Below are 12,936 nucleotides of genomic sequence, written 5' to 3'. Positions count from 1 at the left end.
TTTTTATTAATATTGAAAAGCTTAATCGCTATTTTTTAAGTATTTTATCGCCAAAGGTATGCCAAGTAATGTACCGCCTACAGCACCAATTAAATGCGCATCTATTGCAACAGTTGAGTTAATTAACTTGCCTATGTCGGCATTTGGGCCGCTAAATTGCTCAAACGCTATTTTTATCCATACACCTATAAACAACAAATAACCCGACTTAAGCCCTAACGTGACATCTTTAACAGCTCCCCAAATAATTACACCATGAAGTAGGGCGCTGAGCCCTGTATAGATATGAATGCTTGGGCAAAACCAATAAACACCGAGTCCACACCAAAGAGCCAGTAAACAGATATTAGCGGTATACCGTGAAGGAGTCGTGTATTCGCCGTGCAGCAACCAAATCAGAAATATACCACTGCAATTTAAGCTTAAATGAGCCCAATTAGCATGTACAAACTGACTGGTAAAAATTCGCCATACCTCACCTTGTTCAACAAGGTTACGGTTAAATTCAAGTAAATTGTTTAAATCAAATGCAGCAAAAATGGTACTAAAAAGCATCAAAAATAATGGCGGTAATAAATAACGAGGTTGAAAAGGTAAATTAAGCATTTTATTGTAATTTTTTAGTCAAAATTTTTGCATATTGTGCCCGTTTAACTTTAAGATGCCAAATACAACTACGTAATTAAGTGTTTTTAGTATTTTTATGCATTTTAAACTTAACTCATTATTTGCCATTGGCTTGTGTGCAGTAACACTGCCAACAATAGCCAAACCAACTCAAGTCGAAACACGCGAACCAGAAGCCACTACTGCCATTGTACAAAAGCAATTGGTTACTGGTGAAAAGTATATGGTTGCGGCAGCAAACCCCTATGCGTCTAAAGCGGGTCAACAAATTTTAGCTAAAGGTGGTAGCGCAGTTGATGCTGCTATTGCTACTCAACTTGTACTTACACTTGTTGAACCACAGTCGTCGGGGATTGGTGGCGGTACATTTATGATGTACTACAACAAAGCAAACAATAAACTGACCAGCTTTGATGGCCGTGAAACTGCACCCGCAAATGCAGACGAAACACTGTTTTTAGATAAGCACGGTAAAGCCGTTAAATGGATTGAAGCCGTAGTAGGTGGTCGCTCTGTTGGTGTACCGGGTATTTTGCATGCATTTGCCAATGCTCATAAGCAATATGGCACATTACCTTGGCAGGAGCTTTTTAAACCCGCCATAGAACTTGCAGAGCAAGGCTTTGAAGTATCTCCCCGTTTACATGGCCTATTAGCGCGTCAGTTAAACCCGGGTGTACTTAGCATGCCAGTTATCAACGAATACTTTTACCCAAATGGTAAATTGATTGAAGCAGGCACTATTAAAAAAAATCAGCCACTTGCTGATTTATACAAAGACATAGCTAAACAAGGCATTGATGCATTTTACAAAGGCGATAACGCCAAGCAAATGGTAAATGCTGTTCAGCACTCTAAAATTGCACCTGGTAAGCTTAGCGTACAAGACCTAGCTGAGTATAAAAGTAAAGAACGCGATGCCGTGTGTATTGAATACCGCGCATATAACGTATGTTCAATGGCACCACCAAGTAGCGGTGGTGTAGCTGTGTTACAAATGCTTGGACTTTTAGAGCACAAAGACATGAGCGCGCTTAAACCAAACGGCGAAAAAGCGATTCATTACTTTAGCCAAGCATCACGTATTGCTTTTGCCGATCGTGATATGTACATGGGCGATCCTGATTTTACTCAAGTGCCTACCAAAGAGCTTTTAAACAAAGATTACATTGCATCACGTGCCAAACTAATAACCGAGCAAGATACAAAAGCAGTAGCAGGAAACCCTGTTGGTTATTTAAGTTACGCAATGGATGACTCGTATGAGCTTCCATCTACTTCGCATGTATCTATCGTTGATGCGAAAGGTAACGCTGTTTCAATGACCAGTTCAATTGAAATGGCATTTGGCTCTACAGTTATGGTGAATGGTTTTATTTTAAATAACCAACTAACTGACTTTTCACTTTCTCCGCGTAAAAATGGCAAGTTGGTAGCAAACCGTGTAGAAGCAGGTAAACGCCCGCGTAGCTCTATGTCGCCGGTAATGGTATTTAATAAAGATGGCAGCTTACGTTTGGTTGTAGGCTCACCTGGTGGCAGCCGTATCATAGATTACGTTGCCCAAGTTGTTGTAGGCGTTATTGATTGGGATCTAACCGCGCAAGAGGCTATAAATTTGCCGCGCACCACTAATCGTAACGATTACACCAGCCTTGAAAAAGGCACAGCCCTAGAAGCCATTGCGCCTGCACTTACAAAACGCGGCCATAATGTACGCGTGCTTGATTTAAACTCAGGTTTGCATGCAGTTGAAGTTAAAAATAATACTTTATTTGGCGGTGCCGACCCACGCAGAGAAGGTGTTGCGCTATCTGATTTAACAGACAAAAACGCCACTATCAAATTTTAATTTATGTATAATGCACATGCAGGCAGTGAGGCCTGCATGTGTTTCTCTCAATGGTCTGACAAGCTTAATTGTCATTGCAATTAAACCTTTAACAATGATAATGACAGATCATAACTTAAGACTCCGTTAAAGCCTGGAAATATGACAACTAATACTGATCCTAATTACTTATATATTCATCACTCTGGCCCTGGCCTAATTGAAACGCCGCTATTAAACAAAGGCAGTGCCTTTAGTAAAAAAGAACGCGAAAATTTCAATCTAGCTGGTTTACTTCCTCCACGCTTTGAAACTATTGAAGAACAAGTAGAGCGTTGTTATCAGCAGTATTCTAGCTTTACCGAAAACTTAAATAAGCATATTTATCTGCGTGCCATTCAAGATAACAACGAAACATTGTACTACCGATTAGTACGCGATCATCTTGAAGAAATGATGCCTATTATTTACACGCCAACCGTTGGCGATGCATGTGAAAAATTCTCAGATATTTATCGTAGTGCCCGTGGCTTGTTTATTTCGTACGAAGACCGCTTTCAAATTGACGACATTTTACGTAATGCGACGAAAGGTAAAGTGAAAGTAATAGTGGTAACTGATGGTGAGCGAATTTTAGGCTTAGGCGATCAGGGTATTGGCGGCATGGGTATTCCTATTGGTAAACTATCACTTTACACAGCTTGTGGCGGTATTAGCCCAGCTTACACGTTACCTGTAATGCTAGATGTAGGTACCAATAACGAAAAACTACTTAACGACCCAATGTATATGGGCGCACGCCATAAGCGTATTGCGCAAGACGAGTACGATGAGTTTTTAGATTTATTTATTAAAGCAGTTAAACGTCGTTGGCCAAGTGTATTACTTCAATTTGAAGATTTTGCACAGCCAAATGCAATGCCTTTACTAAAGCGCTACCGTGATGAAATTTGTAGCTTTAACGATGACATTCAAGGTACCGCAGCAGTAACTGTTGGCTCATTATTAGCAGCGTGTCGTGTTAAAGGCTCTACGCTTAGTCAGCAAAAGGTTGTTTTTGTTGGCGCAGGCTCTGCAGGTTGTGGTATTGCTGAACAAATCATTAGCCAAATGGTATTTGAAGGTATAAGCGAAGCACAAGCGCGTAGCCAAGTATTTATGGTTGACCGTTTTGGTCTTGTATCTGAGGGTATGGAAGGTCTACGTGATTTTCAACAAGCACTAGCGCAGCCTACAGCAAGCTTGAGCGAATGGACTTACAGCGGTGAATACGCATCACTATTAGATGTTATGCACTGTGCTGCACCTGATATTTTAATTGGTGTTTCTGGCCAACCTGGTTTATTTACTGAGCAAGTAATTCGTGCAATGCACGCTAGTTGTGAACAGCCTATTATTTTCCCATTAAGTAATCCATCTAAGCAGGTAGAAGCGCACCCAGCCGATGTAATTGAGTGGACAGACGGTAAAGCACTAGTAGCCACGGGTAGCCCGTTTGATCCTGTTGAATACAATGGCGAAAAATTCCCAATTCCACAGTGTAACAATAGTTATATTTTCCCTGGCATTGGTTTAGGTGTAATAGCGGTAAAAGCGACGCGCATTACTGATGCAATGCTAAGTGTATCTAGTGAAATGTTAGCGGAGTCATCTCCTCGTGCAAATACAGGTAAAGGTAGCTTACTACCAGCACTTACAGAAATTGAAACGCTAAGCAAACGTATTGCATTTGCTGTTGCTAAAAAAGCGATAGAAGAGGGCGTAGCACTTGAGTTATCTGACGATGCGCTATGGGCTGCTATTGATAGAAATTACTGGTTACCTAAATACCGTAATTACAAACGCTGTAGTGTTTAATTACGGTACTCGTAATTTAAAGTAAATAAGGCTGTACGTTAAGTTACAGCCAATAACAAAAAACAGGCAATTGCCTGTTTTTTTGTGCTTGTTCATTTATTGTTAACCACGTAGGCTCTTTAATAGAGTTAATTAAATACAATGGATAACGCTATGAAATCACTCACACTCTTTTTAGGCAGTGCATTAGCTTTAACTGCTTTTAGCTTTAATACGCTTGCGGCCTCAACACCAGACGCACCTCATATTTATGTTAAAGGTGAAGCAACCTTAACTACAATGCCTGATTATGTTCAGCTAAGTGTTGGCATTACTGAAATTGATAAAGACCTTATTGCAGCTAAAAACAAAACAGATACCGCAATGGCTAAAGCAATTAAGCTAGTTAAAAAAGTTGGAGTAAAAGAAGGGGATATTAATGCAGGCCATATTTCAATAAATCGTGAAAGCCAATATAACCGCACATCGGGTACACACGATTTTAAAGGCTTTAGAGTATCGCGCACACTCACTTTAAAACTAAGTGATATAAAAAAATACCCAGAGTTATTACAAAGCTTAGTAAACAACGGGATAAACCAAATTAATCAAACACAATTTTTAGCTAGTAATTACAATGAGCTTCATAAAAAAGCGCAAAAGCTTGCTATTAAAGATGCCCGCGATGCGGCAAAAGAATTTAGTGAAGACTACGGCGTGCAGCTTAAAGGGCTTTATACAGCTTCGCTTAGCCCAATGAATGTGCCATCTCAGCCTTATATGCGCGCCGAGCAAACAATGATGAAAGCAGATAGCGCACCAGATAACTTTGTACCCGATGCCTACCACGCTGGTGAAATAAAAGTGACGGCTTCAAGCTATGCTGTTTACTTTATAGAGTAACTATCTGAACAGTCACTAAAACTGTGATTAATCTTGGTGGCGCTCAAAACGCGCCACTAATTCCTCACCTTGTTGCTCACTTATTCGGGCTATTGAATTAAGCATATTTTTAATTTCTTGCCTGTCGTACTCATTCGTCACTTGCTCATTAATGTCATCTACTATGGCGTTTAAATAGTTAAATAAACTATTACGCGCATCTTCATCGTTATGAGCCACAAACAAAATGTTTTTAAATGCTTCAAGCACGTTAGTCATTACATAGGCATCGCTTTTAGCGTAATTACGCAGTGGCGTAAAATTATCGTGTAATAGCTCATCAAAACTTGTTTCGTGTATAAATAGTAGCGGATCGTTATCGCTGTGCTTAAACGAGTAATTTGTGTCACTAAGCTCTAAGCGCTTAATAAGCAAAATACTCAGCATATCAATAGATTTAACCGCAGTACCCGGATCGTTTATCCCTGGACTCATTGCTTTAACCGCTATTTCAGAAATTTGCGTTAAACCATAACGATAATGATCGCTAATATACTCTTCTATATAAAAAATAAAGCAGTCTAAAATTTTAGCTATTAGCTCTTCATCGGCTGATATGTCTTTATCGCATTTTAAAAACGGATAACCCTTAACTGTAAAGTAACCTTGATTTACAGAGATATAAATACGAATGTTTTCTTGCTCTAAAAGCGCACAAAGTTTGTCGGTGTGAACGCCCTTGTAATAACCCTCTGTTGTACTTTTAATTGAATGCCACTGCGTAAAATCTGGGAAGTCATTAAAAGGACACTCTGCTTGCCTAGCTTGTATGCTTTTTATCTCTGTTTTAGTTTGTCTAAACAAGCCATTTAATACGTTATCAACCTGTATTGCTTTAGAAATTGAGTGAATAAAAAATACAAACAACCCTAGCGATATCAAACCAAATACCAGCGCAAATAAAACCCCTAAAGAGGGTATTGCTGTATCGCCACCTTCAAGCTTATTAATATTGATAAGCATAATAATTGAGTAAATTATGCTACCTAAATAAAAGCCAAGCACCATTTGGTGAGATTTGCGGGTAATAAGTCCAGGCACAACACGTGGCGATAAACTTGCACTAGCGGAGTTTAAAACCACCATAACCATAGAAAAACTAAATACGGTAAGCGATATAATACTGCCCGCAAGAGTACTTAAAATGGTGCGCGCATTTTCAGCGCTATCAACTAAAACCACTGAAATAAATGACTTTATTTGTTCAACCGGCGCTACATATTCAAGTGACATAGTAATAATGGCAAACAGTAAAAAACCAATAGAAAATAACGAGGGATAAAAACCAATACTGTTTATCATTTCACGATAACTATCGGCTACTTTACGAGGTACAAACATAAAATCCTTATGTGAGCTTAAAAAACTATTTAACTACATTAGCATAGTTGAGCATTAAACTTCTGATAATGCTTATCAAATTATATGTTATTATTGCACGCTAAAATTGCGAGCCTAACGGCTAATGTAAAATTCAAATAATAAATGACAGGAATACACTGTGATCATTTCAACTTATGCTGCTTTACTTGCGTTTTATTACATCTACCTGAGCTTTAATGTGATTAAAGTGCGTAAAAAAGAGCAAATTTCACTTGGTGATAACGGTAACGCTAAATTACAGCGTGCAGTTCGCGCTCATGCAAATTTTATGGAATATGTACCCTTTACTATCATTTTGCTTTTTTTAGCAGAATATCAAGGCCTTGCTAGTCATTACTGCAACATATTGGGCGCCGCGCTACTAATAGGGCGCGTGTTTCATAATTTAGGCATAGTAGAGGCAAGATTTAAGTATCGTCAAATAGGTGCTGTAGTTACATTTTTAGTCATGGTTATTAGCGCATTTTTACTGCTTGTTACACGTAATAGTTAAATGAATAAACTATTTATAATTGGCCTTCCGCGTACTGGCACGACAAGTGTGTGCCATGCGTTTTTAGAGCTTGGCATTGCAACAGCGCATACTGCCTACACGCAAGCTTGTTTTAAAAATGCTACGGCGATTGCCGACACCCCCATATTTAACGACTACCAGGTACTTGATAAGTACTATCCGGGTTCTAAATTTATTTACCTAGAACGCGAACTAAGTGCGTGGTTGCCTTCTATTAAACAGCTTTTAATGCGTATGTATACTAATTTAACGCGCGGCGATGGTGGTTTTAATATTCATATAAAGCGCTGTTATTTAAATACCTTTAGTGAAATGTCGCTTGAAAATATTAACGATGATAGTTATTTAGAAAATTGCTACACCAGCCATTTTGAATCAGCTCAAAGTTACTTTAAAAACCGCCCGCAAGATTTTTTATCCATTGATATAGCTAAACCTGCAAGTTACAAAGCACTGTGTGATTTTTTAGAATTAACAAGCGATAAAACAGATTTTAAAAAAATGAATATGGGCGGAAAAGTAACTGCTTGGAATGATATAAAGCACGCCTTAAAAGTAGAGTCGACGGCGAAAGGACGTATAGATAAACATTTGCCTTATCAGATTTAATTTTACCAACAGCACCAAGATTTTTATTACAAAATACGCTAAAATCCCCGCATTATTTTTTAAGTAGTACAGAAAATGTTTGAATTAAAATACCAAACCCCATTTGAATGGACCGAAGTTGTTTTAGCCGACTTTAATACTTTTTTGCAAGACCATGCCGCTGCTGAAAAAAAAGCATCGGGTATGGCTATGTCTATGCTTTCGCATTACCCAGACAAACGCAAACTTGTAAAAGCGATGACCGACTTAGCGCTTGAAGAGTTAATACATTTTAAACAAGTACTTAAGTTACTTATTGAACGCGATACTAACTTAGGCGACGATAAAAAAGATCCGTACATCAAACAAATTCGTGCTTTGTTTAGACATGGTCGCGATGGCTTTTTAATGGACCGACTTTTAGTCGGCGGTGTTATTGAAGCCCGCGGACATGAGCGTTTTTCGCTTGTAGCTCAAGCACTCCCTGAGGGTAAAGAAAAAGACTTTTATGTAGCGATTGCGAAGTCAGAAGAAAAACATAAAAACTTATTTGTTGAGCTTGCTTACGAATACTTTGATAAAGAAGAAGTTGATGTAAGGCTAGAAGAGTTATTAGTTGCTGAAGCTAAAATTTGTGCAAGTATACCGTTTACAGCAGCACTTCATTAACTAACACAGTAGTTAATTAAATGAGCGCAGTATTTTACTGCGCTTTTTGTTTTATTAGAACCGCTATTTATTTACCTATTATTGTTGATTTGCAATTTGCGAATCAAAATCAAAAACCTTTCTTAGTTTTTATCTAACCAACTAAAAAATAAAGCTTATTTCCTTGGGCTCATACTTGCTAACTAGTTATACCAGTCCGCTTAATTAAGTGATCTATTTTGAGGATGGAAAAACGTGTTGTTAGCTAGGCAAAAAATTTGATATTTAGTTGTTCTAAATGAAAATTTTTTAACGCAGGTAGCGACACGTTTAGCCCCGCAAAATGATTAAGTATTATTGCGGATTGGTATTAGTCAGGCAAATTGAGGGAAAGGCTTATGTTTAAATTTATTTTTATATTGCTACTGATACCATTTACAGCGCTTGGCAATGAAAGCCATCTAGCTTACATAGAAAACGCTAATGGTGAACGCGTAAAAAAAGTATCTCATTTAGTTAAGTGGACTCATACACGATTTGTATTTAACCGTGATATTGCGCGCATTGCATTAGGGCATGAAACAACCCTTGATGTTAATGTAGTAGATGGGCGCGAGCTTTTAATTTTAGCTAAAAAGCTTGGCCGCACTTCAATGATGGTTTGGTATGACGATAAAAGCTCAGAAACGTTTTTACTTGGCGTAACTGAAGATTACAGTGTACTTGAAAACGCCCTTAACGACATTCATCCCGCAGTAAAATTAACCATAGCCCCAGATAGGCACGCCGTCGTACTTCGCGGAGAAGTACCCACAATTAATTATCGCCATGCGGCTTATGAAGCAGCTAAAAATTACTTATACGCTAGTAGCTCTCAAGCATCGCAACCTGTTATTACCTCAAACCCTAATCAGGGCATGTTTAATTCTTTAGCACAGCGACTGCAAGGAATGGGCAATTTAAATGGCGGTGCATCACAAAGCTCTAGCAAAGTCGCTATCATAAATTTAATTAAAGTTTCGCAAGCCCCAAAACCTAAAGAGGAGCGTATTAGCGACGTTATTAAATCAATGGGTGCTGATAAAGTTACTGTTAAGCGCATATCAGTTGATGAACTTTCAAATGACGAAAGTGATGTTTTTTTACTTTCGGGCTCGGTTAAAAATCAAATAGAGCTAGTACGATTACTTAATACAATTAATAAGCTGTTTGAACCTGAGCAAGCAATGCAAACTCAAGGCTCACCGCTTGATCCTAATAATTTAATGAATGGTGCAGGCTTAAATGAAAGCGCAAGCATTGAAGTATTAGCTAATGAGTCTGGCGGGCTTTTAAATGATGCGGCCTCTGGTGTTACGCTAAGTAACGTAAGCTCTAACATTGCTAGAGCAACGCTTCTTAGCGTAGCTGGAGGTAAAGTACTTTCAAGTATTGAAGTTGAGGACTTACCACAAGTTCGTGTATCTGTGCAGTTATATGAGGTTAATCAACGTCGTTTAAAACAATGGCGACCTGATATAAGCGTTCTATCTAATGGGTACGAAAAGCAAGAAGGCTTATTTGGCCGTGACGGCATGGCAAGTAGAGAGTCAGGTTCAGCAACAATAGAAAATGCCTTGCAATTAATTGGTGGTCAATTAACTAATAACTTACAGCTTTCTACCTCACAATTTGCCATTGATATGTTGTTCTCGTTATTAGAGCAAGAAGGTATATCGCGTACGCTTTCGCGTCCTACTATAACGGTTTTAGCTGGTGAGAGTGCTGTATTTAAAGTGGGCGGAGAAGTGCCTGTACCAACTAGTTACAGCCCATCAGGTATAGCAAGTGGGCAACAAGGTAGTAGCGGCTCTGTATTTAGTGGCACTGAATTTAAATCGTTTGGTGTTGAGTTGAATGTGCGCGCACTAGTAGATGACAAAGACCGCATTACTCTAGATCTAAACCCCGTTATATCATTACCAGATACAACACTTACCGCAGAAATTGCCGACAGCACAGGCAGCAGTTTAAACAGCAGTGCGTTTAATACCCGCAGTATGCAAACTTCAACTCGATTACAAGATGGCCAACCTTTAATTATAGGGGGCTTAATTAGCACTGATAGTAATTCAAGCCATGATTTCGTACCTGATGGTAACGGAAACAGCATGCTAGGAAAGCTAAGCGAAACAACCAGCAAAAGCGAAAACAACAGAGAGTTAATTATTGTTGTAACTCCTAACTTAGTAAGAGATCCAGTTAATACATTACGATTATGGCAACAAGCCGATATAGATACTCAGTTACTTAGCTACATTAAGGAGCAAGGACTATGAAATACATATATATAATTTTAGTTTTAGCACTCTCAGGGTGTGCTCATATTGATTATAAGCCTACAGTAAACCCTTATAATGCTTTAAGTGAGTTAGTGAAAAAATATAATTTAAATGCACAAGCTTTAACGTGTGAAGGTGTAAATGCAAGTGACTGTTTAGCGTTAGTTCACGATATAAATCAGCTAATGCTAGCTCACCCAGACAATACAGCCACACTTTCAGTTGCAGCATACACATTTTATAAAAGTGGCCGTAGCACTCAAGCACAGCAGGTTATAAACACATTGCTCAATAAAGCCAATCCACCATTGAATGTTATTACACTGGGTGTAACACTTGCGATTGATCAAGGGAATTTAGCTAAAGCTAAAAGCATTGCCCAATATGGTGTGGATGTATTTGGTACCGAGGCTTCACCGTATTTACAAATGGCATCGATTCATTATGCTCAGGGGAGTTATACCATTGCATCTAACTATTTACAGCTCTCGGCTAAGTTTGGCTTAGATAACACCACTTATTATTATCATAAAGGGTTAATAGAAGAGGCCAACGCTAACAATATTCATGCTTGTAATTATTACCAGCAGGCGCTTAAAGCAAACCCTAATAACAAAAAGGCAAAAGCAAAATACACTAAACTCTCTATTTTAGGGAACTGTTTATCTTAAGGCCGAAAGGCCTTTTTTTATATTCCATCTCCCTATCGTTATAGCCCCTTCTTTTTAAATTTCATTTAGCGCTTATCTTATTAATACATTTAAATGCATTGTGCAGCACATAAATACCACGCCTAAGTTAAGTAGCTTAATGACCAGCTAACTCTAATAAATAAAGGAACTCTTAAAGTCACTTTTTGCTACTAACTATATGATTTGCATTTTGCAACGCAAAAGAGTTATTTAGATAGGGATATGGTTTATTTTAATGTTAAGCGGTTGATTTGTATTTATTTTATTTAATGGCACGGTCCTCGCAATATTAATATCGAGCATGAGCTCTTCTAATTTAAAGGTGACCATGATGAAAACAATTAACAACTTAAACAGCAAAAAACAAAAAGGTTTTGTACTGACTTCAGAGCTGATCATTCTATCTACTTCTATGGTAGCTGCACTGGTAATTGGTTTGTCTACACTACGAGATTCGGTAACAAGCGAACTAGAAGATGTAGCCGAAGCAATCGGCTCGCTTGATCAAAGTTATGTATTTGACGGCATGATTAACGCCGAAGGTACTGCTGAAATCTCAGGTTCTGGTTTTGTTGATTCGGTTGATGTATATGCCGGTGATGAAAGCTCATTTACTTTTGTTGCATCAGACTTCAGTGAAAATGCAGCACTTATTAGTGCAACGCCAAGTGGCGATGCTGCAACACGTACAGCAGCAGGTGGTTCGCAAGGTAACTAAGTGAACAGCAATAAGTGGCTCACTGCCACAACCGTGTGGCAGTGATGATTTTTTAAGAGGTAACATTATGAAAAGTAAAAGTAACAAAGGCGCCACTACAGCCGCTCTCACATTACTCATTACCTCAGGCATGCTTGCATCTGCACTAGGTATTAGGCAAGTAAACGATGAAAACAATGTTACAGCTTGGGTTGTAAATAAAAATATGTCTGCAGGGCAAACTATCACTGTTCACGATGTTGCTCAAAAAGATATAGATCCAAGTAACTATGCCAACATGGCTTTGAGTATTCAAAACCCTCGTGCGCTAATTGGTAAAAAGTTAGCAACAAATAAAATGATTGAACAACCACTTTTTGACACTGATTTTGTAAGAGCTAAAAGCCAAAACTTATCTGAGGCTATTCCAGCTGGGCGTGTGTTGTACACATTAAAATTAACAACGTTGGATATCCCTCTGTCACGAGTTCATAAAGGCGATCGTTTAGATATTGTTGCTAAAACTAATCGTTTAGTAAGAACGGTTGCACGCGATGTACAACTTATTGGTGTTTCAAAAGGGCCAAAAACACAAGCTGCTAATAGTGGTGTAATGGATAATTTAGCAAAAGAGACAACAAATTCTGCAGGTGTATCGTTGGTATTGGCTGTATTGCCGAAAGATGTTTATTCGCTAGCAGGAATAGACAATGCCGACAAAGTATCAATTATTGTTCACAGTGCTTACGACATTGAGCAAGGTCGTTTGCAAAACTTTTCTCGCTTACAAACCAGTCGAACTATTGAAGTGGTAAAAGGCGTAAAAAACGAAGCTGTATATGTAGCTAAGTGAGTCC

12 protein-coding genes are annotated in these 12,936 nt (G+C 38.5%); 10 read left to right on the top strand and 2 right to left on the bottom strand.

Annotation, left to right across the window (positions count from 1 at the left end; translation table 11 throughout):
• Positions 1 to 21: 21 nt before the first annotated feature.
• Positions 22 to 606: a rhombosortase gene (gene rrtA, locus CWC11_RS08340; protein WP_138682314.1), complete on the bottom strand. Its 585-nt coding sequence runs from the start codon at positions 604 to 606 to the stop codon at positions 22 to 24.
• Between the two features lie 97 nt (positions 607 to 703).
• Here rrtA and ggt point away from each other — a divergent pair, with 97 nt between their 5' ends.
• From ggt to CWC11_RS08325, 3 genes are all read left to right on the top strand, one after another.
• Positions 704 to 2,479, top strand: a complete 1,776-nt coding sequence (gene ggt, locus CWC11_RS08335; protein ID WP_138682313.1) for a gamma-glutamyltransferase — start codon at positions 704 to 706, stop codon at positions 2,477 to 2,479.
• A 141-nt stretch (positions 2,480 to 2,620) separates the two neighbouring features.
• Positions 2,621 to 4,315 (top strand): NAD-dependent malic enzyme, encoded by a 1,695-nt coding sequence (locus CWC11_RS08330; protein ID WP_058550054.1) that lies wholly within the window; start codon positions 2,621 to 2,623, stop codon positions 4,313 to 4,315.
• A 153-nt stretch (positions 4,316 to 4,468) separates the two neighbouring features.
• A complete protein-coding gene (locus tag CWC11_RS08325; protein WP_138682312.1) occupies positions 4,469 to 5,197 on the top strand; it encodes an SIMPL domain-containing protein in 729 nt (242 codons plus the stop codon).
• A 27-nt stretch (positions 5,198 to 5,224) separates the two neighbouring features.
• Here CWC11_RS08325 and CWC11_RS08320 read toward each other — a convergent pair whose 3' ends face one another.
• Entirely contained in the window at positions 5,225 to 6,577 is a 1,353-nt protein-coding gene (locus CWC11_RS08320) for a DUF2254 domain-containing protein (RefSeq protein ID WP_138682311.1), read from the bottom strand.
• 160 nt (positions 6,578 to 6,737) lie between these two features.
• On the opposite strand from CWC11_RS08320, the gene CWC11_RS08315 reads away from it, so the two are divergent.
• From CWC11_RS08315 to CWC11_RS08285, 7 genes are all read left to right on the top strand, one after another.
• Complete coding sequence (locus CWC11_RS08315; protein ID WP_138682310.1) at positions 6,738 to 7,112, top strand: MAPEG family protein; 375 nt, start codon at positions 6,738 to 6,740, stop codon at positions 7,110 to 7,112.
• Positions 7,113 to 7,742, top strand: coding sequence for a sulfotransferase (locus tag CWC11_RS08310; RefSeq protein ID WP_138682309.1), 630 nt, complete (start codon positions 7,113 to 7,115; stop codon positions 7,740 to 7,742).
• A gap of 75 nt (positions 7,743 to 7,817) precedes the next feature.
• Positions 7,818 to 8,390, top strand: coding sequence for a MiaE family protein (locus CWC11_RS08305; protein ID WP_058550049.1), 573 nt, complete (start codon positions 7,818 to 7,820; stop codon positions 8,388 to 8,390).
• Positions 8,391 to 8,767: 377 nt separating this feature from the next.
• Positions 8,768 to 10,687 (top strand): pilus assembly protein N-terminal domain-containing protein, encoded by a 1,920-nt coding sequence (locus tag CWC11_RS08300; protein WP_138682308.1) that lies wholly within the window; start codon positions 8,768 to 8,770, stop codon positions 10,685 to 10,687.
• Positions 10,684 to 11,361 carry a tetratricopeptide repeat protein gene (locus tag CWC11_RS08295; RefSeq protein WP_138682307.1) on the top strand — a complete coding sequence of 226 codons (678 nt, stop codon included), beginning with the start codon at positions 10,684 to 10,686 and terminating at the stop codon, positions 11,359 to 11,361. Before CWC11_RS08300 ends, CWC11_RS08295 begins: the two co-directional genes overlap by 4 nt.
• A gap of 352 nt (positions 11,362 to 11,713) precedes the next feature.
• Complete coding sequence (locus tag CWC11_RS08290) at positions 11,714 to 12,100, top strand: hypothetical protein (RefSeq protein WP_138682306.1); 387 nt, start codon at positions 11,714 to 11,716, stop codon at positions 12,098 to 12,100.
• Between the two features lie 67 nt (positions 12,101 to 12,167).
• Positions 12,168 to 12,932 (top strand): hypothetical protein, encoded by a 765-nt coding sequence (locus tag CWC11_RS08285; protein WP_058550045.1) that lies wholly within the window; start codon positions 12,168 to 12,170, stop codon positions 12,930 to 12,932.
• Positions 12,933 to 12,936 lie beyond the last annotated feature (4 nt).

It is taken from the genome of Pseudoalteromonas sp. S3178, from assembly GCF_005886985.1.
Lineage (GTDB): Bacteria > Pseudomonadota > Gammaproteobacteria > Enterobacterales > Alteromonadaceae > Pseudoalteromonas > Pseudoalteromonas carrageenovora.
The sequence above is the reverse complement of the archived record's forward strand: the minus strand, read 5'-3'. Positions and strand labels throughout refer to the sequence as shown.